The 23,308-nt window shown below is 71.3% G+C and carries 20 protein-coding genes; 14 read left to right on the forward strand and 6 right to left on the reverse strand.

All coding sequences use genetic code 11. The features are described 5' to 3' along the window. The 3 genes from ilvN (at position 1) to serA (ending at position 3,537) form a co-directional block, all read left to right on the forward strand. Entirely contained in the window at positions 1-525 is a 525-nt protein-coding gene (gene ilvN / locus ACIPUC_RS23300; protein ID WP_030010002.1) for an acetolactate synthase small subunit, read from the forward strand. A gap of 156 nt (positions 526-681) precedes the next feature. After that, complete coding sequence (gene ilvC, locus ACIPUC_RS23305) at positions 682-1,683, forward strand: ketol-acid reductoisomerase (protein WP_446591826.1); 1,002 nt, start codon at positions 682-684, stop codon at positions 1,681-1,683. Between the two features lie 264 nt (positions 1,684-1,947). Continuing rightward, on the forward strand, positions 1,948-3,537 hold the full coding sequence (gene serA / locus ACIPUC_RS23310) for a phosphoglycerate dehydrogenase (protein WP_446591827.1): 1,590 nt from the start codon (positions 1,948-1,950) through the stop codon (positions 3,535-3,537). An 87-nt stretch (positions 3,538-3,624) separates the two neighbouring features. On the opposite strand, the gene ACIPUC_RS23315 is transcribed toward serA, so the two are convergent. Beyond that, positions 3,625-5,181 carry an MFS transporter gene (locus ACIPUC_RS23315; RefSeq protein ID WP_446591828.1) on the reverse strand — a complete coding sequence of 519 codons (1,557 nt, stop codon included), beginning with the start codon at positions 5,179-5,181 and terminating at the stop codon, positions 3,625-3,627. A 102-nt stretch (positions 5,182-5,283) separates the two neighbouring features. On the opposite strand from ACIPUC_RS23315, the gene ACIPUC_RS23320 reads away from it, so the two are divergent. Beyond that, on the forward strand, positions 5,284-5,898 hold the full coding sequence (locus ACIPUC_RS23320) for a TetR/AcrR family transcriptional regulator (protein WP_446591830.1): 615 nt from the start codon (positions 5,284-5,286) through the stop codon (positions 5,896-5,898). A gap of 151 nt (positions 5,899-6,049) precedes the next feature. Here ACIPUC_RS23320 and ACIPUC_RS23325 read toward each other — a convergent pair whose 3' ends face one another. Further along, complete coding sequence (locus ACIPUC_RS23325; RefSeq protein WP_446591831.1) at positions 6,050-7,258, reverse strand: PucR family transcriptional regulator; 1,209 nt, start codon at positions 7,256-7,258, stop codon at positions 6,050-6,052. Between the two features lie 160 nt (positions 7,259-7,418). Here ACIPUC_RS23325 and ACIPUC_RS23330 point away from each other — a divergent pair, with 160 nt between their 5' ends. Next, the gene (locus ACIPUC_RS23330) at positions 7,419-8,345 is read left to right on the forward strand and encodes a proline dehydrogenase family protein (RefSeq protein ID WP_446591832.1); all 927 of its coding nucleotides are present in this window, start codon (positions 7,419-7,421) and stop codon (positions 8,343-8,345) included. A gap of 31 nt (positions 8,346-8,376) precedes the next feature. Further along, the gene (gene pruA, locus ACIPUC_RS23335) at positions 8,377-10,008 is read left to right on the forward strand and encodes an L-glutamate gamma-semialdehyde dehydrogenase (RefSeq protein WP_446591833.1); all 1,632 of its coding nucleotides are present in this window, start codon (positions 8,377-8,379) and stop codon (positions 10,006-10,008) included. Between the two features lie 85 nt (positions 10,009-10,093). On the opposite strand, the gene ACIPUC_RS23340 is transcribed toward pruA, so the two are convergent. Then, a complete protein-coding gene (locus ACIPUC_RS23340) occupies positions 10,094-10,795 on the reverse strand; it encodes a nitroreductase family protein (protein ID WP_446591835.1) in 702 nt (233 codons plus the stop codon). A gap of 88 nt (positions 10,796-10,883) precedes the next feature. Between ACIPUC_RS23340 and ACIPUC_RS23345 the strand changes: the two genes are divergently transcribed. Together ACIPUC_RS23345 and ACIPUC_RS23350 are read left to right on the forward strand one after the other, a co-directional pair. Next, on the forward strand, positions 10,884-11,591 hold the full coding sequence (locus ACIPUC_RS23345) for a tyrosine-protein phosphatase (RefSeq protein ID WP_446591836.1): 708 nt from the start codon (positions 10,884-10,886) through the stop codon (positions 11,589-11,591). Further along, on the forward strand, positions 11,588-12,133 hold the full coding sequence (locus tag ACIPUC_RS23350; RefSeq protein WP_446591838.1) for a GNAT family N-acetyltransferase: 546 nt from the start codon (positions 11,588-11,590) through the stop codon (positions 12,131-12,133). Before ACIPUC_RS23345 ends, ACIPUC_RS23350 begins: the two co-directional genes overlap by 4 nt. 3 nt (positions 12,134-12,136) lie before the next feature. Here ACIPUC_RS23350 and ACIPUC_RS23355 read toward each other — a convergent pair whose 3' ends face one another. Next, positions 12,137-14,164, reverse strand: coding sequence for a phosphocholine-specific phospholipase C (locus ACIPUC_RS23355; protein WP_446591839.1), 2,028 nt, complete (start codon positions 14,162-14,164; stop codon positions 12,137-12,139). Positions 14,165-14,283: 119 nt separating this feature from the next. Beyond that, positions 14,284-15,297 (reverse strand): NADP-dependent oxidoreductase, encoded by a 1,014-nt coding sequence (locus tag ACIPUC_RS23360; protein WP_446591841.1) that lies wholly within the window; start codon positions 15,295-15,297, stop codon positions 14,284-14,286. 66 nt (positions 15,298-15,363) lie between these two features. Between ACIPUC_RS23360 and ACIPUC_RS23365 the strand changes: the two genes are divergently transcribed. The 4 genes from ACIPUC_RS23365 to ACIPUC_RS23380 all read left to right on the forward strand — a co-directional run bounded on the left by ACIPUC_RS23365 (position 15,364) and on the right by ACIPUC_RS23380 (position 19,151). Further along, positions 15,364-16,281 carry a LysR family transcriptional regulator gene (locus ACIPUC_RS23365; protein ID WP_446591843.1) on the forward strand — a complete coding sequence of 306 codons (918 nt, stop codon included), beginning with the start codon at positions 15,364-15,366 and terminating at the stop codon, positions 16,279-16,281. A 260-nt stretch (positions 16,282-16,541) separates the two neighbouring features. Further along, the gene (locus ACIPUC_RS23370) at positions 16,542-16,673 is read left to right on the forward strand and encodes a hypothetical protein (RefSeq protein ID WP_446591844.1); all 132 of its coding nucleotides are present in this window, start codon (positions 16,542-16,544) and stop codon (positions 16,671-16,673) included. A gap of 111 nt (positions 16,674-16,784) precedes the next feature. Then, positions 16,785-17,840: a 3-isopropylmalate dehydrogenase gene (locus tag ACIPUC_RS23375; RefSeq protein ID WP_446591845.1), complete on the forward strand. Its 1,056-nt coding sequence runs from the start codon at positions 16,785-16,787 to the stop codon at positions 17,838-17,840. Between the two features lie 225 nt (positions 17,841-18,065). Continuing rightward, on the forward strand, positions 18,066-19,151 hold the full coding sequence (locus ACIPUC_RS23380; protein ID WP_446591846.1) for a branched-chain amino acid aminotransferase: 1,086 nt from the start codon (positions 18,066-18,068) through the stop codon (positions 19,149-19,151). An 85-nt stretch (positions 19,152-19,236) separates the two neighbouring features. Here the strand turns inward: ACIPUC_RS23380 and ACIPUC_RS23385 are convergent, their stop codons facing one another. Then, positions 19,237-20,652 (reverse strand): cytosine permease, encoded by a 1,416-nt coding sequence (locus ACIPUC_RS23385; protein ID WP_446591848.1) that lies wholly within the window; start codon positions 20,650-20,652, stop codon positions 19,237-19,239. A gap of 157 nt (positions 20,653-20,809) precedes the next feature. Between ACIPUC_RS23385 and ureA the strand changes: the two genes are divergently transcribed. Beyond that, entirely contained in the window at positions 20,810-21,547 is a 738-nt protein-coding gene (gene ureA, locus ACIPUC_RS23390; RefSeq protein ID WP_446591850.1) for an urease subunit gamma, read from the forward strand. A 47-nt stretch (positions 21,548-21,594) separates the two neighbouring features. Continuing rightward, entirely contained in the window at positions 21,595-23,277 is a 1,683-nt protein-coding gene (locus ACIPUC_RS23395) for an urease subunit alpha (RefSeq protein WP_446591905.1), read from the forward strand. Positions 23,278-23,308: the final 31 nt, after the last annotated feature.

Consider the following 23,308-nt stretch of genomic DNA (forward strand, 5'->3'; position numbering starts at 1 on the left):
ATGTCCAAGCACACGCTCTCCGTCCTGGTCGAGAACACGCCCGGCATCCTCGCCCGGATCGCCGCGCTGTTCTCCCGCCGCGGGTTCAACATCGACTCCCTCGCGGTCGGTGTCACCGAGCACCCCGACATCTCCCGCATCACCATCGTCGTGAACGTCGAGGACCTCCCGCTGGAGCAGGTGACCAAGCAGCTCAACAAGCTGGTCAACGTGCTCAAGATCGTCGAGCTGGAGTCGCACAACGCGATCGAGCGCGAACTCGTCCTGGTGAAGGTCCGCGCCGACAACGAGACCCGCTCGCAGATCGTCGAGATCGTCCAGCTGTTCCGCGCCAAGACGGTCGACGTCTCCCCGGAGGCCGTCACCATCGAGGCCACCGGCGGCAGCGACAAGCTCGGCGCGATGCTCAAGATGCTGGAGCCCTTCGGCATCAAGGAGCTCGTGCAGTCCGGCACGATCGCCATAGGGCGTGGCGGACGGTCCATCACGGACCGCAGCCTGCGCGCGCTCGACCGCAGCGCCTGACGTGCCGCCCGTGCCCGACGTGAGCGAGGCGGCCGGTACAACGGACACGCAAGACACGTCGGACACGCTCACGTTCGCATAGCGAGACCGAGAAACTCAGATTCCGTTCCCCGCCGTACGGTGGGAGCAACACCAGCGCACCAAGGAGATATCCCAGTGGCCGAGCTGTTCTACGAGAACGACGCCGACCTGTCCATCATCCAGGGCCGCAAGGTCGCGGTCATCGGTTACGGCAGCCAGGGCCACGCCCACGCGCTGTCGCTCCGTGACTCCGGCGTCGACGTCGTCGTCGGCCTGAAGGAGGGCTCGAAGTCCAAGGCCAAGGCCGAGGAGCAGGGCCTGAAGGTCCTCCCGGTGGCCGAGGCCGCCGCGTGGGCGAACGTCATCATGATCCTGACGCCGGACCCGCTCCAGGCCGAGATCTACGAGGAGTCCATCAAGGACCACCTCAAGGAGGGTGACGCGCTCTTCTTCGGCCACGGCTTCAACGTCCGCTACGGCTTCATCAAGCCCCCGGCCAACGTGGACGTCGCCCTGGTCGCGCCGAAGGGCCCGGGCCACCTGGTCCGCCGCCAGTACGAGGAGGGCCGCGGCGTTCCGTGTATCGCGGCCGTCGAGCAGGACCACTCGGGCAACGCCTTCGCCCTCGCGCTCTCGTACGCGGCCGGCATCGGCGGCACCCGCGCCGGCGTCATCAAGACCACCTTCACCGAGGAGACCGAGACCGACCTGTTCGGTGAGCAGGCCGTCCTGTGCGGTGGCGCCTCCGCGCTGGTCAAGGCCGGTTTCGAGACCCTGACCGAGGCCGGCTACCAGCCGGAGATCGCGTACTTCGAGTGCCTGCACGAGCTGAAGCTCATCGTGGACCTCATGTACGAGGGCGGCCTGGAGAAGATGCGCTGGTCGGTTTCCGAGACCGCCGAGTGGGGCGACTACATCACCGGCCCGCGGATCATCACCGACGCCACCAAGGCCGAGATGAAGCAGGTCCTCGCGGAGATCCAGAGCGGCGAGTTCGCCAACACCTGGATGGCCGAGTACAAGGCCGGTCTGCCGAAGTACAACGAGTACAAGAAGGCCGACGAGGCGCACCTGCTCGAGACCACCGGCAAGAAGCTGCGCAAGCTGATGAGCTGGGTCGACAGCAGCGAGAGCTGATCGGGTGAACGGCGGGGCCGGGACGGTGTGTCCCGGCCCCGCGGCACATGGCCGGACGGCCGCGGGACACCCCGGCTTGTCCAAGGCGGCCAACCACGGACGGGTGATCCTTCCGTACAGGCGGAAATTCGGTCCGCCGCCGCCACTACACTGCTCAACACATACGCGTCAGGCCCACAGTGTCGTGCGTCTTCCACGCGGCTACCCCCTCCACCGCCTGCGGCCGTCGGGACGGCCGTCCGCACTGGACCTGTGAGGACCCACGTGAGCTCGAAACCTGTCGTACTCATCGCCGAAGAGCTGTCGCCCGCCACCGTGGAGGCGCTCGGCCCGGACTTCGAGATCCGGCACTGCAACGGCGCCGACCGCGCCGAGCTGCTGCCCGCGATCGTCGACGTCGACGCGATCCTCGTCCGCTCCGCGACCAAGGTCGACGCCGAGGCCATCGCCGCCGCCAGGAAGCTGCGGGTCGTCGCCCGCGCCGGCGTGGGCCTGGACAACGTCGACGTCTCCGCCGCCACCAAGGCCGGCGTGATGGTCGTCAACGCGCCGACCTCCAACATCGTGACCGCCGCCGAGCTCGCCTGCGGCCTGCTCGTCGCCACCGCCCGCAACATCCCGCAGGCCAACACCGCCCTGAAGAACGGCGAGTGGAAACGGAACAAGTACACGGGTGTCGAGCTCAGCGAGAAGACCCTCGGCGTCGTCGGCCTCGGCCGCATCGGCGTCCTGGTCGCGCAGCGCATGTCGGCCTTCGGCATGAAGGTCGTCGCGTACGACCCCTACGTACAGCCCGCGCGCGCCGCCCAGATGGGCGTCAAGATGCTGACGCTGGACGAGCTCCTCGAGGTTGCCGACTTCATCACCGTGCACCTGCCCAAGACCCCCGAGACCCTCGGTCTCATCGGGAACGAGGCCCTGCACAAGGTGAAGCCGTCCGTCCGCATCGTCAACGCCGCGCGCGGCGGGATCGTGGACGAGGCCGCGCTGTACTCGGCCATCAAGGAGGGCCGCGTCGCCGGCGCCGGCCTCGACGTGTACGCGAAGGAGCCCTGCACGGACTCCCCGCTCTTCGAGCTCGACCAGGTGGTCTGCACCCCGCACCTCGGCGCGTCCACGGACGAGGCCCAGGAGAAGGCCGGTGTCTCGGTCGCCAAGTCGGTGCGCCTCGCGCTCGCAGGCGAGCTCGTGCCGGACGCGGTCAACGTCCAGGGCGGTGTCATCGCCGAGGACGTCCGCCCGGGCCTGCCGCTCGCCGAGAAGCTCGGCCGGATCTTCACCGCCCTCGCGGGCGAGGTCGCGGTCCGCCTCGACGTCGAGGTCTGCGGCGAGATCACCCAGCACGACGTGAAGGTGCTCGAACTCTCCGCGCTCAAGGGTGTCTTCGAGGACGTCGTCGACGAGACGGTCTCGTACGTCAACGCCCCGCTGTTCGCTCAGGAGCGCGGTGTCGAGGTGCGCCTGACCACGAGCTCGGAGTCCCCCGACCACCGCAACGTGGTGACCGTCCGCGGCACCCTCTCGGACGGCCAGGAGGTTTCGGTCTCCGGCACGCTCGCGGGTCCGAAGCACCTGCAGAAGATCGTCGGCGTCGGCGAGTACGACGTGGACCTGGCGCTCGCCGACTTCATGGTCGTGCTGCGCTACACCGACCGCCCCGGCGTGGTCGGCAAGGTCGGCCAGCTGCTCGGCGAGGCCGGCCTGAACATCGCGGGCATGCAGGTCGCCCGCGCCGAGGAGCACGGCGAGGCGCTCGCGGTCCTCACCGTCGACGCCGAGGTCCCGGCGAACGTCCTCACGGACATCGCCGCCGAGATCGGCGCCGTCTCGGCGCGTACGGTCAGCCTCGGCTGATCCGCAGGACCGACGGGGAAGGGCCCGGGGGAGCACCCCCGGGCCCTTTCGCGTCCTACGGCTCCCGCGCCGTGGTCGGTTCCCCGATCAGTTGTACGTCGGCTCCTGCACGCCGTCTCCGGGAACCGGGGCCTGCTCCGCCGCGGCCGGGGCAGGGGCTTCGATCCCGCGCATCAGAGCCGCGGCGAGCACGGCCGCCGCGAGCAGCAGCGCCGTACCGCCCCAGGCCGCGTACTGCATGCCGTGGACGAAGGCCTCGCGGGCCAGGGCCAGCACCTGCTCGCCCGCGGCTCCGCCGAGCTGCTGGGCGGTGGCCACCGCGCCGCCCAGGGTCTCCCGGACCGCGGGCTCGGAGTCCGCGAGGTCGGCGCGGTAGACCGCGGTGGCGAGGCTGCCCAGCAGGGCCATGCCGAGGGCGCCGCCGAACTCCTGGCCCGTCTCCAGCAGGGAGGCGGCCGAGCCGGCCTTCTCCGCGGGGGCGGAACCCAGCGCCATGGCCGACACCAGCGACATCACGGTGACGAGGCCGGAGGCGAGCACGCCGGCGCCCGTCAGCAGCAGCCACAGCGAGTCTTCGCCGACCAGGCCGATCAGGGCGAATCCGGTCGCGGCCAGCACGAACCCGCCCGCGATGACGTAGGCCGGCTCCACCTTCTGGGCCAGGGCCGCGGAGGCCGGGGCGGCGGCGCCGATGACGACGGACGGGGCGAGGCTCCACAGGGCGGCCTCGAGGGTGCCCATCCCCAGCACCGACTGGAGGTACTGGGTGGTGAAGTAGGCCGAGCCCATCATGGCGAAGGCGGCGACGGTGTTGAGGCCGACGCCCGCGCCGAAACCGCGGCCCTGGAAGAGTGCCCGGCTGACCATCGCGTCGTCACGGGTGCGCTGGCGGCGGACGAAGACGTACGCGAAGGCCAGGCCGACGGCCACGCTGCCCAGGTAGAGGGGCTCGAAGCCCTCGGCGGCGATCTCCTTCAGGCCGTAGACGACGGGCAGGACGGCCGCCATGGACAGCGGCACGCTCAGCAGGTCGAAGCGGCCGGGGGCGGGATCCTTGAACTCCGGGACCAGCACCGGGACCAGGGCCAGCAGGAGCACCATCGCGGGGACGTTGATCAGGAAGACCGAACCCCACCAGAAGTGGTTCAGCATCAGTCCGCTGAGGACCGAACCGAGGGCGATGCCGCCGGTCATGACCCCGGACCAGATCGCGATCGCCTGGCCGCGCTGCTTGGCGTCCTGGAAGAGGTTCCGTACGAGCGCCAGCGTGGAGGGCATCAGGGTGGCCCCGCCGATGCCGAGCAGGACCCGGGCCGCGATCAGCATCTCCGCGCTGGTGGCGTAGGCGGCGGCGACCGAGGCGAGGCCGAAGGCGCCCGCGCCGATCAGGAGCAGCCGGCGCCGGCCGATCCGGTCTCCCAGCGAGCCCATCGTCATCAGCAGGCCGGAGAGGGCGAAGGCGTAGCTGTCGAAGATCCAGAGCTGCTGGGTGGCGCTGGGGTCCAGCTCGCGGGTGATGGCGGGGATGGCGAAGTAGAGGACGGAGACGTCCATCGAGACCAGGAGCAGCGGCAGCACGAGGACGGTGAAGGCGGTCCATTCGCGGCGGCCGGCGAGGCGCGCTGTGGCAGCGGGGTTCGTCATGAGCAGTAATGTACAGACGTCATAAACGTTTGTCTATGACGTTTGTATGGGACGGCTGTCTTGAACTTCCGTCTGTGACGGCTGTCTTGCTACGGTGGCGGCATGGGACATCGTGAAGATCTGCTCGAAGGCGCCAAGAAGTGCCTGGTCGAGAAGGGTTTCGTGCGCACCACGGCGCGAGACGTCGTGAAGGCCTCGGGCGCGAACCTGGCCTCGATCGGCTATCACTACGGTTCGAAGGACGCCCTGCTGACCGAGGCCTTCATCGCCTTGATGCAGGAGCTGGGCGCGGTCTTCCAGGACGGCGTGGAAGGCGAGGGCGGCTCGCTGGAACGGTTCCGCGCGGTCTGGGACGGCTTCCTCGCCCACCGGGACGACGCGGGTCCGGTCTGGGCGGCCAGCCTGGAGGTCGCGCTGGCCCGCGACCGGATGCCGGATCTTCGGGCGCTGCTCGCGGCCTCGCAGGCCGAGGGGCGCCGGGGTCTGATCGCGATGCTCGCCGGGACCCCGGAGGAGGAGATCACCGAACGGGAGGAGCGGACGCTGGGCGCGTTCTACCAGGCGCTGCTGAACGGCCTGATGATCCAGTGGCTGTTCGACCCGAAGTCGGCGGCGAGCGCGGAGGAGCTCACCGAGGGCATGCGGGCGGCCGCGGCGGCGGCGATGGGGCGCCCGCAGCCGCAGTCGGCGCCGGAGCGGGTCGCGGACCCGCAATAGGCGCCAAGGCCTTGGCGGTCTGAACGGGGAACGCACCCAGGCCGCCTGACGGACTGTTGACCAAGACCCGCTGCTTCAGGGCGACCACGTCCTGAAGGGCGCATGCGTAGGGCATCGGGGAACCCCCCTGGGAAGCCGGGGAGTTCAGGGCTCAGGCCAGGCGGGCGGCCTTGAGGGCCATGTGCAGCAGCAGCCGGTCCTCGCCCTCGTCCAGGTCCAGGCCGGTCAGCTGCTCCACCTTGGCGAGCCGGTAGTACAGCGTCTGCCGGTGGATGCCCAGGGCCGCCGCCGCGCGGCCCGCCTGGCCGGCGCAGTCCAGGAACACCTCCGCGGTACGGGCGAGTTCGCGGTGGGCCGGGGTCAGCAGGGTGCGCGTCGCGGGGTCGTCCACGCGGCCGGCTGCCACGGCTGCCAGCAGCCGGTACGGGCCGATCGCCGACCAGCGGGCGACGGGGCCGAGCCGGGGCTGGGCCGCGGCCGCCCGGGCCGCGGCCACCGCCTGTTCCCAGGCGGCGGGCAGCTCCGCGAGCGCCCGGACGGGGTCGGCCACTCCGGCCGTCACCGGCCGCGACCGCGCGTCACCCGCGCCGGCCCGCGGCAGGAGCCGTTCCGTCGCCGTGACGGCCGCGGCGACGGCGTCGGTCGAGCGCAGCCTCAGCAGCACGGCCAGGGCCGGGGCGCGGCCGGACGGCGTACGGCCGCCGTGCGCGCCCCCGGAGCCGTCCGCTCCGCCGGGCCCGGCCCCGCCCGGAACCACGCACACCGCCGCCGCGCCCGGCACCGAAGCCGGAGCCTCCCCGGTCCACGGCGCCACGCACACCGCTGCGTGCAGCCCCTCCGCGGCCGGGCCCAGGGCGACCCGCAGCGCGGCCACCGCCATCTCCTGCTGCCAGCCCGGGCCGGCCGTGAGCACCGCCAGGAACTCCCGCGACAGGTCCGCCCCCGCCTTCGCCTCCTGGTCGAGCAGGACCCCGATGCGCTGGGCCACCTCCATGGCCGCGGCCAGCTCCGCCGGCCCCGGGCCGGGTTCCTGGTCGAGGAGCCACACGTAGCCCTGCACGATGCCCCGGCACCGCACCGGCAGGCAGGTCCGCCCCCGGAAGACCCCGGCCTCGGGCGCCGCCGGGATGTGCACCGGTCCGGTGGCGCGGGCGATGCCGAAGCCCTCGAACCAGGACCGGACGGCCGCCGTCGACTGCCGGGTCAGGATCGAGCGGGTGCGTACCGGGTCCATGGCCTGGTCGTCGTCGCTGTCGTGCGCGCCGAAGGCGATCAGCCGGAAGTCCCGGTTCTCCAGCGTCGCCGGCGCGCCCAGCAGCGCCGAGATCTCGTCCACCAGGTCTTGGTAATCGCCCTTCACCCGGACATTCTCCCACCCCCGCCCGCCCGCTTCAGACAGATGTATGAGATCCGGGACACGGATGCGTGACAGCTGTCGATGGCAGAGGATCAAACCGATCCTTAGGTTTCACGGTGGTTTTACTTGCGCTTTTCTTCTGCCACCCGCTGGAGGTGCACCCGTGCTGGGTCCCGTGATCCTCGCCGCTTCGCGCAGCGACAAAATGCGTCGTATCGTCTCGGCCGCCCCGGTGACCAAGCCCGTGGTGAACCGGTTCATCCCCGGTGAAACCGTCGACCAGGTGATCCCGATCGTCGAGGACCTCACGCGCAGCGGCCTCGAGGTCACCCTCGACGTCGTGGGCGAGGACATCACGGAGGTGGCGCAGTCGCACGCCGCACGCGACGCCTACCTCGAGCTCATCGGGCGCCTCGCGGAGCTCGGCCTCGGCGAAACCGTCGAGATGTCCGTCAAGCTGTCGATGTTCGGCCAGGCGCTGGACGGCGGCCACGAGCTCGCGCTCGCCAACGTCCGCCCGGTCGTCGAGGCCGCCGCCGCCATCGGCACCACCGTGACGCTGGATGCCGAGGACCACACCACCCTCGACTCGATGTTCGCGATCCACGAGGAGCTGCGCCGGGACTTCCCGCAGACCGGCTGCGTCATCCAGGCCTACCTCTTCCGCACGGAGGCCGACGCCCGCCGGCTGGCCGAGTCCGGCAGCCGCGTCCGGATCGTGAAGGGCGCCTACAAGGAGCCCGCCGAGGTCGCCTACCAGGACAAGGCCGAGATCGACAAGGCGTACGTCCGGATCATGAAGATCCTGATGGACGGCGAGGGCTACCCGATGATCGGGTCCCACGACCCGCGGCTGATCGCCATCGGCCAGGAGCTGGCCCGGCAGGCCGGGCGCAAACTGGACGAGTACGAGTTCCAGATGCTGTACGGCATCCGCAGCGAGGAGCACCTGCGGCTCGCCGCCGAGGGCCACCGGATGCGGGTCTACACCGCGTACGGGACGGACTGGTACGGCTACTTCATGCGCCGCCTCGCGGAAAAGCCGGCCAACCTGCTCTTCTTCCTCCGCTCGATGATCACCAAGAACTAGCCAAGAACTAGGTCAAGGAGTTACCAGCCCCATGGATGCTGTGACCCAGGTCCCCGCTCCGGTCAACGAGCCGGTCCACTCGTACGCCCCCGGCACCCCGGAGCGCGCGCGGCTCGAAGCGCAGCTCAAGCAGCTGTCCGAGAACCCGATCGACCTCCCGATGACGATCAACGGCGTCAAGCGGATGGGCGGCGGCGAGCGTTTCGACGTGGTCCAGCCGCACGACCGCAAGTCGGTGCTCGGCACCTACGCCAACGCCACCCAGGCCGACGCGCAGGAGGCCGTCGACGCCGCCCTCGCCGCCGCCCCGGCCTGGCGCTCGATGTCCTTCGACGACCGCGCCGCGATCATCCTGCGCGCCGCCGAGCTGCTGTCCGGCCCGTGGCGCGAGAAGCTCGCCGCCTCGACCATGCTGGGCCAGTCGAAGACCGCGCAGCAGGCCGAGATCGACACCCCGTGCGAGCTCGTCGACTTCTGGCGCTTCAATGTCCACTTCGCCCGCCAGATCCTGGCCGAGCAGCCGGTCGCGAACTCCGCCGGCGTGTGGAACCGCAGCGACCACCGCCCGCTCGAGGGCTTCGTCTACGCGATCACGCCGTTCAACTTCACGGCCATCGCCGGCAACCTGCCGACCGCCCCCGCCCTGATGGGCAACGTGGTCCTGTGGAAGCCGTCCCCGACGCAGACCCACTCCGCGGTCCTGCTGATGGAGCTCCTGGAGGAGGCCGGCCTGCCCAAGGGCGTCATCAACCTGGTGACGGGCGACGGCATCGCCGTGTCCGAGGTGGCCCTGAACCACCCCGAGCTGGCCGGCATCCACTTCACCGGCTCGACCAAGACCTTCCAGTACCTGTGGAAGACGGTCGGCAACAACATCGAGAAGTACAAGTCCTACCCGCGCCTGGTCGGCGAGACCGGCGGCAAGGACTTCGTCGTCGCGCACCCGTCCGCGGACCGCGCGATCCTGAAGACCGCGCTGACCCGCGGCTCCTTCGAGTTCCAGGGCCAGAAGTGCTCGGCGTCCTCGCGCGCCTACATCCCGGCCTCCATCTGGAACGACGGCTTCAAGGAGGCCTTCGCGGCCGAGGTCGACGGCATCGCCATGGGCGACGTCCGCGACCTGACCAACTTCATCGGCGCCGTCATCGACGAGCGGTCCTTCGCGAAGAACAAGGCCGCGATCGACCGGGCGAAGGCCGACCCGACCTGCGAGATCATCGCCGGTGGCACGTACGACGACTCGGAGGGCTACTTCGTCCGCCCGACCGTCATCGCGTGCACCGACCCGGAGAACGAGGTCTTCACGACCGAGTACTTCGGTCCGATCCTCGCCGTGCACGTCTACCAGGACGCCGACTTCCACGCGATGCTGGCCCAGATGGAGTCCGTCTCGGCGTACGCCCTGACCGGCTCGATCATCGCGGCGGACCGGTACGCGGCCGCGGACGCGATGGAGAAGCTCCGCTTCGCGGCGGGCAACTTCTACATCAACGACAAGTCGACCGGCGCCGTCGTCGGCCAGCAGCCCTTCGGCGGCGGCCGCGCCTCGGGCACCAACGACAAGGCGGGCGCGGCGACCAACCTGATGCGCTGGACCTCGACCCGCTCCATCAAGGAGACCCTGGTCGCGCCGACCGAGTACGGCTATCCCCACATGGGCTGACCTCCCCGCCCAGCCGAACCCCGCCCCCGCTCCGGTACCCCCAAGTCCGGAGCGGGGGCGGTTTCCATGTCCGGGACCGCCCGGATCAGACCTCGACGATGACCTGGTCCAGGGACTTGCGGACCAGGTCCGGGACCTCGCAGTCGTCCGCGGGGTAGCCGACCGGGATGACCGCGAAGGCCTTCTCGTTCTCCGGGCGGTCCAGGACGTGGGCGAGGAAGCGCATCGGGCTCGGCGTGTGGATCAGGGCCGCCAGGCCCGACAGGTGGAGCGCGGTCAGGAGCATGCCGACCGCGATGCCGACCGACTCGTCGACGTAGTAGTGCTTGCGCTTCGTGCCGTCCGGGCCGAGCCAGTAGCGCTGCTGGAAGACGACGATCAGGGCCGGGGCGTCCGTCAGGTGGGTCTTCACGGCGTCCGTGCCGAGCGGGCGCAGGGCCTCGAGCCACTCGTCGCCGAGCCGGCCGTCGTACGAGAGCACCTCCTCCTGCTCGGCGGCGTCACGGATCTGCCGCCGCACCGCCGGGTCCTTGACGAGGACGAAGGTCCAGGGCTGCTGGTGCGCCCCGGAGGGAGCGGTCGCGGCGCACGCGACGGCGTCCCGGACGACCTGCTCGGGCACCGGATCGGGCGAGAAGTGGCGCACGGTCCGCCGCTCGTCCATGCGGGCGCGCAACTCGGCGGCCCGCGCGAGGGATTCCTGACTCGGCATCCGTACGGGCCGGTAGGCGGCGGGGCGGTAGGGGTGGCCGTGGGTGGGGGTCCATTGCTGGGTGCTGGGCGACATGACCCGAGTCTGCCGACGCCGGAACCGGCCTGACCAGTGCGACGTCATGACCCACTGTCCGTTGTGTACTGACAAGGGGGCTATGGCGATGGCGATCACCGGTCGATTCCTGGACTGGGAAGGCTGCTTCAACGTCCGCGAGCTGGGTGGGCTCGGCGGTGTCGCGCCGGGGGCGGTGGTCCGGTCCGACGCCCTCGACGGGCTGACCGCACGGGGCTGGACCACACTGGCCGACCACGGCATACGGACCGTCGTCGACCTGCGCAACGACGGTGAGGCCGAAGCAGACCGCGCGGCCCGCCCGGCCGGGCTGACGACCCTGCGGATCCCGCTCGACGGGATCGAGGACCGGGACTTCTGGGACGTGTGGTGGGGGACTCCGGGTTTCGGAACCCCCGCGTATTTCCGGCCTTTCCTGGCGCGCTTCCCGCAGCGCGTGGCCTCGGTCGCCCGAGCGGTCGCCGACGCGCCGCCCGGCGGGGTCGTCTTCCACTGCGGGCTCGGCCGGGACCGTACCGGGATCATCGCGATGGTGCTGCTGCGGCTGATGGGGGCGAGCGCCGAGGAGATCGCCGACGACCACGCGCTGAGCGAGCCCCGGGTCCGCGCGCGGTACGCCGCACAGGGCCGGCCGTACGACGCCGCGGAGATCGAGGAGTACGTTGCCGGGCTCGGCACCACCGCGCATCGGCTGGCCCGGGACACCGCCCGGTGGCTGGAGCCGGAGCCCTACCTGCGCGCGGCGGGCATGAGCGCCCGCGAACTCGCCCGGCTCCGGGCGAGACTGGAGACATGAGCGGGAAGCGGCTGCGCAGCGCGCACACCTCGGAGCTGACCGGGGAGGAACTCGGCGACATCAGGGTGCTGCTCGACCTCGCCTTCGACGGTGACTTCGGCGAGGACGACTTCGAGCACGCGCTCGGGGGGATGCACGTGCTCCTCCGCGAGGACGGGCGGCTCGTCGCCCACGGGAGCGTCGTGCAGCGCCGGGTCCTGCACGGCGGGCGGGCGCTGCGGGCCGGTTACGTCGAGGCGGTGGCCGTGCGGGCCGGCCACCGGCGGCGGGGGCTCGGCGGGCGGGTCATGGCCGAGCTGGAGCGGATCATCGCGGGGGCGTACGTGTTCGGGGCGCTGTCGGCGTCCGAGGACGGGGCCGCACTGTACGAGGGCCGGGGCTGGCAGGTGTGGGGCGGGCAGGTCGGGGTGCTCGGGCCGCGGGGGCCCGAGCGGCTCCCGGACGAGGAGGGGTCCACCTACGTGTGGGTGCCGCCCGGCGGGGTCCGGCTGGACCGCGCCGGGCGGCTCGACTTCGACTGGCGCGACGGGGACGTGCTGTAGCGGCTACCCGGAGATGCTCGGGGCGCCCGACTCGATGTGGCCCGTGTAGCGGCGCGACCAGGTGCCGTCGGAGCCGGCCAGGATCGTGAAGTCGTACCAGCCGCCGCTGTACGCCACCGCGTTGAAGTAGTCCTCGCGCGAGGAGTTCGCCGGGACCGCGTACGTCCACGGGCCGTCGGTGCGGTACGCGTTGGAGCGGATCGTGAAGGTGACCGCGGCGGCCGAGGCGTTGGTCATCTTGAAGTAGACCGCCGTCTTGCCCGTGCCCGGCTCGAGCGCGAAGCGGGCGGCGACCTCCAGGTCCTTGCCCGGCTTCGTGGCGTCGCCGAGGAAGCGCCGCAGGAAGCGGTTCGGGCCGTACATCGAGAGGTCGTACTTGCCCGAGCCGTGCCCGAGGCCGATGTTGAAGTAGTCGGAGGCCGAGGCGCCCGCGTCCACCGTGTACTGCCAGGCGGCCGTGTCCCGGTACTGGTGCGGGTGGATCGAGAAGTGCGCCGCCTGCTTCGCCTCCGCGCCCTGGTTGGCCATCGAGAACCAGGCCAGGATCTTGCCGGCCGCGCCGAACTCGAGCCGGTCCAGGTTGCCGTTGACCTGGTACGGGAGCGCCCGCGCCGGGCGGGTCCCGGGTTCCTGCGCCGGCAGGGCGTTGTCCTGCGGCACCGGGTTGGGCAGCGGGCCGCAGGTCGACTGGCCGATCACCTTGGCGGTGGACGGCAGGCCCGCCGGGACCCCGTAGACCGGATGCGCGAAGTCGAAGACGCCGGTCAGGTCACCGGTCACCTTGCGGCGCCAGGCGCTGATGTTCGGACAGGCGGCGGGGGTGCCGAGGGCGGCCGTCCACTTCTCCATGAACCGCAGCACCGAGGTGTGGTCGAAGACCTCCGAGCTCACCCAGCCGCCCCGGGTCCACGGGGACATCACGATCATCGGGACGCGGAAGCCCAGGCCGATCGGGACGCCGTCCAGGTACTCGCCGGGCGTGCCGGGCGGGGCGACCGGCGGCGGGACGTGGTCGAAGAAGCCGTCGTTCTCGTCGTAGTTGAGGAAGAGGACGGTGGAGTCGAAGACCTCGGGGTCCGCGGCGAGCGCCCGGTAGACCAGGTCGACGAAGTGCGCGCCGTCGCCGGGCGGGGCGTACGGGTGTTCGGAGAAGGCCTCGTTCGCCACGACCCAGGAGACCTGGGGGAGGGTGCCGGAGACGACGTCGGCGCGGATGGCGGCCGCGATGTCGTCCGGAGTGGAGCCGGTCACCTTCGGGACCGAGCCCATGCCGCGGTCCCACAGCGGGTCGCCGGGCCGGGCGTCGGTGAACTTCTTGAAGTAGGCGAGCCCGTTGTCGCCGTAGTTGTCCTGGGCGTTCTGGTAGACCTTCCAGCTCATGCCGGCGCGCTGCAGGGCCTCCGCGTACGTCTCCCAGGTCAGTCCGGACTCGTCGCCGCCGTCCTTGCTGGAGGCGTCGATCCTGCCGCTCCACAGGAAGGTGCGGTTCGGGCCGGTCGCGCTGAGCGTGGAGCAGAAGTAGGCGTCGCAGACGGTGTAGTGGTCGGCGAGGCCGTAGTGGAAGGGTATGGAACCGCGGTCCAGGTAGCCGAGCGTGTGGGTCTTGCCGACGGCGGCGACCCAGTTGTCCATCCGGCCCTTGTTCCAGGCCGCGTGCTGCGAGGTCCAGCTGTGCGGGAGGTCGCCGGTGCACTGGGCCAGGGTCTCGCCGTCGGCGCCGCCGGCGGCCGGGGTGGCGGAGAGCTTCCACGGGTACTGGCGGCCGCCCCAGTTCGGCTGGTTGAACGCGCCCCAGCCGCCCGGGATGTTTCCGGCGGCGCGGTCGCCGAAGCCGCGGACCCCCTTCAGCTTTCCGAAGTAGTGGTCGAAACTGCGGTTCTCCTGCATCAGGATCACCACGTGCTTCACGTCGCTGATCGTGCCGGTCGCGGCGGCCGCGGCTGCCGACGTCGGCGTGATCGCGGGCAGGGCGGCACCCGCCATCAGCCCGGCGCCGATTCCCACGAACCCTCTGCGGCTGATCGCTGTCACTGCCTGCCCGCCTCCAACTCCAGTGCCCCGTCGGCACATTGACCGCAAGAGTGACGGGCCCCGCGCCAAAGGTCTACATGCGTGCGGTAAGAAATCGGTGAACATCCGGGTGGCTGGGATCAGCCGTCGAGCCGGACGAGCATCTTGCCCAGGTTGTCCCCGCGGAACAGGCCCAGGAAGGCCTCCACGGTCTGGTCGAACCCCTGCACAACGGTGGAATCGGTACCGATCCGGCCACTGCGCAGATGGGGGACGAGGAAGTCCTCCAGCTCGTCCTGCAGATTGGTGTGGTTCCGAACCAATACCCCTTCCAGGCGCAGCGATTTGTGTACGACCTCGAAGAGGTTGCGGGGCGCGGCGGGGGAGCGGTCGCCGTTGTACGTCGAGAGGGCGCCGACCCAGGCGATCCGCCCGTACTCGCGCAGCACGTCGATGGCGCCCTCCAGGTGGTCGCCGCCGACGTTGTCCACGTAGACGTCGATCCCGTCGGGCGCCGCCTTCGCGAGCTGCTGGCCGACCGGGCCGTCGTGGTAGTCGAAGGCCGCGTCGAAACCGAGGTGGTCCGTGAGGTGGCGGACCTTGGCCGCCGACCCCGCGCTGCCGATGATCCGGCGGGCGCCGAGCAGCCGGGCGATGCGGCCGGTCGCGGTGCCGACCCCGCCCGCGGCGGCGGAGACGAAGAGGTCCTCGCCCTCCCGCAGCACCGCGGTCCGGGTCAGGGCGGCGTACGCGGTGAGACCGGTGCCGCCGAGGATGGACAGGTACGCCTCCAGCGGGATGCCCTCGTGGCCGCGCAGCTTGCGGGTTCCGGCCGCCCCGAGGGTGACGAGGGCGTGCGTGCGCCAGCCCTCGCGGTGGAAGACCAGGTCGCCCTCGGCCAGCCCCGGGTCGCGGGAGGCGATCACGCGGCCGACCGAGCGGCCCTCCAGAGGGGCGTTCAGCTCGAAGCCGCCTTCACCGCCGTCCATCAGCCCGCGGTGGTACGGGTCCACCGAGAGCAGGAGGTTCTCCACCAGGGCGGTCCCCGGGCCCGGTTCCGGGACGGGGAAGGCGGCGTACGCGAAATCGGCGGCGGTGGGGAAACCGGTGGGGCGGGCGATCTGGTGGACGGCGCAAGCGGTGTTCGTGGTCATGACGCAGACGCTAGGAAGGAATCTCCCGGCCGGGCAGGGGGTTGCGCTCATGGAAGCCGCACATGCATGAATGACGCTCATGGAACGAGGTGGGGGCCGGTGTCCGAGCTCCTCCCGCAGGAACTGCGGGTCCTGGTCGCCGTCGCCGAGTCCGGCGGGTTCTCCGCCGCGGCCGCCGCGCTCGGACTCACCCAGTCGGCCGTATCGCACTCCGTGCGCGGCAGCGAGGCCAAGATCGGTGCGGTGCTCTTCGAGCGCGGGCGGACCGGGGCCTCGCCCACCCCGGCGGGCGAGCGGGCCGTCGGCCACGCACGCAGGATCCTGCGGCTGTACGAGGTCATGGGCGCGGAGGTGCGCGGCGCGGGCCGCGCCGGGCCGGACGGCGGCGCCCTCGCGGGCGTGCTCCGGATCGCCGCGTTCCGCAGCGCGGCCCTGCACCTGCTGCCGCCCGCCCTGGAGCGGCTCACGGCCCGGCACCCGGGGATCCGCCCCGAGGTGCGGGTGGTGCGCGAACTCGGCGCGGGCACGGCAGGGGAGGTGGCCGCCGGCCGCGCCGACCTGGGGATCGCCACCCTGGGCGGGTCGGACGCGATGCCGCCGGGCCTGCTGACCGGGGTGCTCGCGCAGGAGGCGTACGCGCTGGTCCACCCGGCCGGACACCCGGACCCGAAGGCGCTGCCCCTGCTGGACTGGGACGAGAACTGCGGTTCCTACACGCGGGCCTGGTGGCGGGAGCAGGACTGGATCCCGCGGGCCACCGTCAAGGCCGAGGACGACGGCATGGTGCTGACCATGGTCGGCCGCGGGCTCGGCATGGCGATCCTGCCCGAGCTGTCGCTCCGCGAGGCCGGCGAGGCGGTGCAGATCACCGATCTGGGGCCGCGGAGGCCGGTGAGGCAGGTGGGATACGTCACCACGCCGGAATCCGCCGCCACCCTCACCGTACGGGCGCTGATCAGGGAACTTCGCTCCGAGAAAGGCTGAACCGGACCCTCGGACGGGAGCCTTCCGAGGGGTTCGGCGTCTCAGATAGTAGGAAGTCCGAGTAATTGCCGAGACATACAGCGGGACCTGCCCTAGCTTTGTAGAAGCCGAACGTCTCGCCGATCAGGCGAATGGTGGTCGAGAGCGCGCGCCCCCGGCAGGCAACCCCTGCGGCGCACTGCTCCCCGCCTCTTCCGGCGCCTTGAAGGAACCCCTCATCCGTGGCTTCGCCACGCCGTGATCTCAAGGAGTCGATCCACATGACCCACACCACCGCCGCAGTCCGCCGCGTCCGCCGCTCCTCCACGGCCGACGCCGACCGCCGGAATGCCGCCGCAGCGCTCCAGCGGGCCCTCGACCGCCGTGACAACGGCGGGTCGACCGGCCACTGAGCACGGCCGGACACCCGTCCGGCCGCACGAGCCCCCGGACGTGTTGCGTCCATTGGTCCAGATGCTGGACGCAATATGTCTGAGGGCTGATACACGGAGTACGGTTTCGCCATGTCGACCAGCATCAATCTCGCAGTGATCCCCGGTGATGGCATCGGCCAGGAAGTCGTGGCTCAGGGCCTCAAGGTCCTTACCGCGGTCCTGCCCCAGGATGTGAAGCTGGAGACCAGGCAGTACGACCTCGGCGCCCAGCGCTGGCACCGCACCGGCGAGACCCTCCCGGACGCGGAGCTCGAGGCCCTCAAGCACCACGACGCGATCCTGCTGGGCGCCATCGGCGACCCGTCGGTCCCGTCCGGCGTACTGGAGCGCGGGCTGCTGCTCAAGCTCCGCTTCGCCTTCGACCACTTCATCAACCTGCGCCCGTCGAAGCTGTTCCCGACCGCGCTCAATCCCTCCGGGGCCACCCCGCTGGCCGGCGATCACGACATCGACTTCATCGTGGTCCGCGAGGGCACCGAAGGCCCGTACACCGGCAACGGCGGCAGCCTGCGCACCGGCACCCCCGCCGAGGTGGCCACCGAGGTCAGCGTCAACACCGCCTACGGCGTCGAGCGCGTCGTCCGCGACGCGTACGAGCGGGCCAACGCCCGCCCCCGCAAGAAGCTGACGCTGGTGCACAAGAACAACGTCCTCGTGTACGCCGGCACCATGTGGAAGAACATCTTCGACAAGGTCGGCCAGGAGTACCCCGAGGTCACCACCGACTACCTGCACGTCGACGCCGCGACGATCTTCTTCGTCACGCAGCCCGAGCGCTTCGACGTCATCGTCACGGACAACCTCTTCGGTGACATCCTCACCGACCTGGCCGCCGCCGTGACCGGCGGAATCGGCCTGGCCGCCTCCGGGAACATCAACCCGACCGGCGCCTTCCCGTCCATGTTCGAGCCCGTCCACGGCTCGGCCCCGGACATCGCCGGCACCGGCAAGGCCGACCCGACCGCGACGATCCTCTCGGTCGCGCTCCTGCTGCGCCACCTGGGCTACGAGGCCCAGGCCGTCCGGATCGAGGACGCGGTGTCCGCCGATCTCGCGGAGCGGGACGGCACCTTCCGCTCCACCGACGCGATCGGCGACGCCCTGGCCGCGCGCGTAGCCGGCTGACCCGGCAGCACCACTCCAGGAAGCCGTCGGGTCAGATAGGGGACCCGGCGGCTTTTCCTGTGCGGCCCCGGGTGCCACCATCTCCCCTGGGCCGCTACCCCGCTTCTCCGAAGCCACCGTCCGCGCGATAATCGAACGCGAGGCCGCGGAATGCGGGGAAGCTCGGACGTCCTAGTACGCCGTGAGCGCGGTCCGCCATACACAACCGGTGAAGGACAAGCACTCATGACGACGCCCACGATCGAGCTCAAGCCCTCCTCGAACCCGCTGTCCGACGCGGAGCGCGAGGCGATCCTGGCCAGCCCCGGCTTCGGCCGCCACTTCACCGACCACATGGTGACGATCAAGTGGACCGAGGGCCGCGGCTGGCACGATGCCGAGCTGGTCCCGTACGCGCCCCTGTCGATCGACCCGGCGAACATGACGCTGCACTACGCGCAGACGATCTTCGAGGGCCTCAAGGCCTACCGCCAGCCCGACGGCACCGTCGCCACCTTCCGCCCGCAGGCCAACGCCGAGCGCTTCCAGTCCTCCGCCCGCCGCATGGCCATGCCGGAGCTGCCGACGGAGCTGTTCATCGAGGCCTGCGACGCCCTCATCCAGCAGGACCGCGCCTGGGTTCCGGACTCCGGCGAGGCCTCCCTGTACCTGCGGCCGTTCATGTTCGCCTCCGAGGTCGGCCTGGGCGTCCGCCCGGCGAACGAGTTCCTCTTCATCGTCATCGCCTCGCCCGCCGGCGCGTACTTCCCCGGCGGCGTCAAGCCCGTCTCCGTCTGGCTCTCCGAGGAGTACGTGCGCGCCGTCAAGGGCGGCACCGGCGCGGCCAAGACCGGCGGCAACTACGCGGCTTCGCTGGTCGCCCAGGCCCAGGCCGCCTCGCACGGCTGCGACCAGGTGGTCTGGCTCGACGCCGTCGAGCACCGCTGGATCGAGGAGATGGGCGGGATGAACCTGTACTTCGTGTACGGCGACCGCATCGTCACCCCCGAGCTCACGGGCTCCCTGCTTCCCGGCATCACCCGCGACTCCCTCCTCACGATCGCCCGCGACCTCGGCTACACCGCCGAGGAGGGCCGGATCACCACCGAGGACTGGCAGCGCGACAACGCGAACGGCACCCTCACCGAGGTGTTCGCCTGCGGCACCGCCGCCGTCATCACCCCGGTCGGCTCGGTCAAGTCCGAGCGCGCCGACTGGACCCAGGCCGACGGGCAGCCCGGCCCGGTCACCATGCGCCTGCGCAAGGCCCTGCTGGAACTCCAGACCGGCCACGCCGCCGACACCCACGGCTGGATGCACCCGCTCGGCTGACCGAGAGCCCCGCGCCGTACGTACGAAGGCCCGCGCTCCCCGTTCCGGGGGCGCGGGCCTTCGTGCGTACGGGCCTACCGGCGGCTCAGGCGGCCGCCGGCTCCTCGGCAGGGGCGGGCGCCGTGGAGGTCCGCGCGGTCAGGGCCGTGTAGAGGAGTCCGCCGGCCAGTCCGGAGAGGATGAAGGAGCAGTCCACGCCGCCGGTCAGGGCGAGCAGCGGGCCCTCGTAGAACGGGGTGGTCACGGCGAGCAGCCCGACTCCCGCGCCGAGGGCCCAGGAGGCGGTGGCGGCCGGGTTCCACCCGCCGCGGTACCAGTAGACCCCGCCCACCGAGCGGCGGTTGAAGACCTGGAGGGCGTCGGCGTCGTACCGGCCCTTGCAGCGCACGTGGCCGATGAGGGTGATCACGGCCCACGGGGTGCCGATCGCGGTCAGCAGCAGCACGAAGGAGGTCATCGCCGCCTGCACGTCCCACTCGAAGGAGCCGACGAAGACGAAGGCGGTGGCGACGACCGCGGCGATCACGGTGGCCGTGGTGCGGGTGGCCTTGGGGACGATCGCGTCGAGGTCCAGGCCCATGGAGTAGAGCATCAGCCCGGCGTTGCCCACGGAACCGGCGGCCGCCGCGGCGAGCAGCGGGAGCAGGTACCAGAACGGCGCGGCCTCGACCAGCGGCCCGGCGTAGTCGGCTCCGGCCCGGGCGGCGAGCGCGGTGTAGGTGCCGAAGAGCTGCGGTACCAGAAGGCCGACGAGCAGGCCGGCGCCCGTGGCCCACAGGACCTTGCGCGAGCCGTGCCGGCGCGGGGAGATGTAGCGCGTGTAGTCGCCGAGCAGGGTGATGAAGGCGACGGGGCCGCTGAGCCCGGCCGCGACGGCGGCGAGCAGCCAGGTCGGCCAGAAGGAGCCGAGCAGGTAAGCGGTGTCCGGAGGCGCGGCGGTGGTGAAGTCCGGGGCGTAGGCGAAGACGCCGACGGCGAGCAGGACCACCATGCCGATGGACAGCACCTTGCTCATGCGCAGCAGCAGCCGGTAGCCGAAGACGGCGGCGACGACGGTACAGGCGGCCAGTGCGCCGTACATCGCGCCCCGCGAGACTCCGCTGTCCGGCAGCCCGGTGAGCCGCGACAGGACGCCGACCATCACGTCGCCGCCGATCCACAGGGTGAGCGCGGTGTAGCCCAGCGACAGCAGCAGGCCGACGACCGAGCCGACGAGGCGGCCGCGGACGCCGAACTGGGCTCCGCTGGAGGTGGAGAGGTTGGTGGCGGTCCGCAGGGAGACCAGTGCCAGCGGCGCGGTGAAGGCGATGCCGACCAGGGTGCCGACGACGATGGCGGTGACGGACGGCCACAGACCCAGCCCGAAGGACGGGGGAAGCCAGCCGAACACGATCACGCCGAGGCAGAGATTGGAGCCGAGCAGGATCGAGATCAGGTCACGTGGGCCGCTCGTGCGCTCCTCCTCGGGGATGGTGTCGACTCCGCGCTGTTCGATGGGCATGGGGGGACTCCCTTGGCAGGGCGGGGGGTGGTTCCGCTTTTCTTTGAGCGACACTCAATGTGACCTAAGGCCTGGTCCCAGGTCAATGCTTCATGGATGGGAAACGAAGAGTTAGAGTGATGCTCTAACCCATCGACTCAAGAGGTGGTGGATCGGCGTGCGGCTGACCCCTACGGAGCGCGACCGGCTGCTGCTCCGCAGCGCTGCGGAACTGGCCAGGGCCCGACGAGCCCGCGGGCTGAAACTCAACGTCCCGGAGGCCGCCGCGCTGATCGCGGACACGGTCTGCGAGGCCGCGCGCGACGGCAAGCGGCTTGCGGAGGCCATCGAGGAGGCCCGCGGAGTGCTGGGCCCGGACGACGTCCTGCCCGGCGTGGCCGACGTGGTCACCGAGGTGCACGTGGAGGCCGTCTTCGACGACGGGTCCCGGCTCGCGGTGGTCTCGTCCCCCATCCGGGGCGCGGCGCCGCTCGGCGACGACGCCCCCGGGGCGGTCGTGCCCGGCCCCGGCGTCCCCCAGCCCGAGCCGGTGCTGCACCTGCGGGTGCGCAACACCGCCGCCGTACCGGTGAGCGTCACCTCGCACTTCCACTTCTTCGAGGCCAATCCCCGTCTCGACTTCGACCGTGCCGCGGCCTACGGAATGCGGCTGTGCGTGCCCGCGGGCTCGTCCGTGCGGTTCGACCCGCACGGCGAGGGCGAGGTCGGGCTCGTCCCGATCGGCGGCGACCGCATCGCGATCGGCTTCGCCGGACTGGTCGACGGCCCCCTCGACGCTCCCGGCGCCAAGGCGCTCGCGCTGACCAGGGCGGCGGCGTGCGGATACCTGGGCGCGGAGGCGCACGGGCAGCCCGCACCCGCACACACCGAGCACGCGGACGGAGACCAGGCGTGAGCAAGAAGACCCCCCACAGCGACCACTGCGCGCCGGGCAGCCGGCACATCGACCCGCACGAGTACGCCTCCGTCTTCGGCCCCCGGGCCGGGGACCGGGTGCGGCTCGGCGACTCCGGACTCACCGTCCGGGTCGAGTCCGACGCCCAGAAGCCCGGCGACGAGTTCCTGGCCGGCTTCGGCAAGACCGCCCGCGACGGCCTGCACCTGAAGGCCGCAGCCGTCCGCGACACCTGCGACGTCGTCATCAGCAACGTCCTGGTGATCGACGCCGTCCTCGGTATCCGCAAGGTCTCCATCGGCATCCGCGAGGGCCGCATCCACGCCATCGGCCGGGCCGGCAACCCCGACACCCTCGACGGGGTCGACGTGGTCGTCGGCACGGGCACGTCCATCGTGTCCGGCGAGGGCCTGATCGCCACCGCCGGAGCCGTCGACACCCACGTCCACCTCCTCTCCCCGCGGATCATGGAGGCCTCGCTCGCCGCGGGCGTCACCACGGTCATCGGCCAGGAGTTCGGCCCGGTCTGGGGCGTCGGCGTCAACTCCCCGTGGGCGCTGAAGCACGCCTTCAACGCCTTCGACGCCTGGCCCGTCAACATCGGATTCCTCGCCCGCGGCTCCTCCTCGGACTCCGCCCCGCTCGTCGAGGCCCTGGCCGAGGGCGGCGCCTGCGGCTTCAAGGTCCACGAGGACATGGGCGCCCACACCCGCGCCCTGGACACCGCCCTGCGCGTGGCCGAGGAGTACGACGTGCAGGTCGCCCTGCACAGTGACGGCCTCAACGAGTGCCTCTCCGTCGAGGACACCCTGCGGGTGCTGGACGGCCGGACCATCCACGCCTTCCACATCGAGGGCTGCGGCGGCGGACACGTCCCCAACGTGCTCAAGATGGCGGGCGTGCCCAACGTCATCGGCTCCTCCACCAACCCCACCCTGCCCTTCGGCCGGGACGCGGTCGCCGAGCACTACGGGATGATCGTCTCCGTCCACGACCTCAAGCCGGACCTGCCGGGCGACGCCGCCATGGCCCGCGACCGGATCCGCGCGGGCACCATGGGGGCCGAGGACGTCCTGCACGACCTGGGCGCGATCGGCATCACCTCCTCCGACGCCCAGGGCATGGGCCGCGCGGGCGAGACCATCCGCCGCACCTTCGCCATGGCAGCCAAGATGAAGGGCGAGCTGGGCCCCCTGGCCGGCGACGGCGAGGGCGACGACAACGCCCGCGTCCTGCGCTACATGGCCAAGCTCACCATCAACCCCGCCATCGCCCACGGCCTGGCCCACGAGATCGGCTCCATCGAGGTCGGCAAGCTCGCCGACATCGTGCTGTGGCGCCCGCAGTTCTTCGGCGCCAAGCCGCAGCTGGTCCTCAAGTCCGGCTTCCCGGCGTACGGGGTCACCGGCGACCCCAACGCGGCCACCGACACCTGCGAACCGCTGGTCCTCGGCCCGCAGTTCGGCTCGTACGGGGCCACCGCCGCCGACATCTCCGTCGCCTTCGTCTCGGCCGCCGCGGCCGCCCTGGGCAGCGACGAGATGCCGACCCGCCGACGCCGGGTCGCCGTCCGCGGCACCCGCGGCATCGGCCCAGGGGACCTGCTCCTCAACTCCCGGGTGGGCGCGGTCGATGTGGACGCGCGCAGCGGCCTCGTCTCCCTCGACGGGGAACCGCTGCGCTCCGAAGCCGCCGAGTCGGTCTCCCTCAACCGCCTGTACTTCCTTTAAACCAGCACAGCCTTTAAGCCAGCACGGCTTG

The organism is Streptomyces sp. LARHCF249 (assembly GCF_052871255.1).

Coding starts and splice junctions, on each gene's coding strand:
- ACIPUC_RS23320 (WP_446591830.1), top strand. CDS start 5,284: ATGGGACATCGTGAAGATCTGCTCGAAGGCGCCAAGAAGTGCCTGGTC.
- ACIPUC_RS23340 (WP_446591835.1), bottom strand. CDS start 10,795: ATGTCGCCCAGCACCCAGCAATGGACCCCCACCCACGGCCACCCCTAC.
- ACIPUC_RS23375 (WP_446591845.1), top strand. CDS start 16,785: ATGTCGACCAGCATCAATCTCGCAGTGATCCCCGGTGATGGCATCGGC.
- ilvN (WP_030010002.1), top strand. CDS start 1: ATGTCCAAGCACACGCTCTCCGTCCTGGTCGAGAACACGCCCGGCATC.
- ACIPUC_RS23370 (WP_446591844.1), top strand. CDS start 16,542: ATGACCCACACCACCGCCGCAGTCCGCCGCGTCCGCCGCTCCTCCACG.
- ACIPUC_RS23385 (WP_446591848.1), bottom strand. CDS start 20,652: ATGCCCATCGAACAGCGCGGAGTCGACACCATCCCCGAGGAGGAGCGC.
- ACIPUC_RS23365 (WP_446591843.1), top strand. CDS start 15,364: ATGAATGACGCTCATGGAACGAGGTGGGGGCCGGTGTCCGAGCTCCTC.
- pruA (WP_446591833.1), top strand. CDS start 8,377: ATGGATGCTGTGACCCAGGTCCCCGCTCCGGTCAACGAGCCGGTCCAC.
- ACIPUC_RS23350 (WP_446591838.1), top strand. CDS start 11,588: ATGAGCGGGAAGCGGCTGCGCAGCGCGCACACCTCGGAGCTGACCGGG.
- ACIPUC_RS23345 (WP_446591836.1), top strand. CDS start 10,884: ATGGCGATCACCGGTCGATTCCTGGACTGGGAAGGCTGCTTCAACGTC.
- ACIPUC_RS23315 (WP_446591828.1), bottom strand. CDS start 5,181: ATGACGAACCCCGCTGCCACAGCGCGCCTCGCCGGCCGCCGCGAATGG.
- ACIPUC_RS23360 (WP_446591841.1), bottom strand. CDS start 15,297: ATGACCACGAACACCGCTTGCGCCGTCCACCAGATCGCCCGCCCCACC.
- ACIPUC_RS23380 (WP_446591846.1), top strand. CDS start 18,066: ATGACGACGCCCACGATCGAGCTCAAGCCCTCCTCGAACCCGCTGTCC.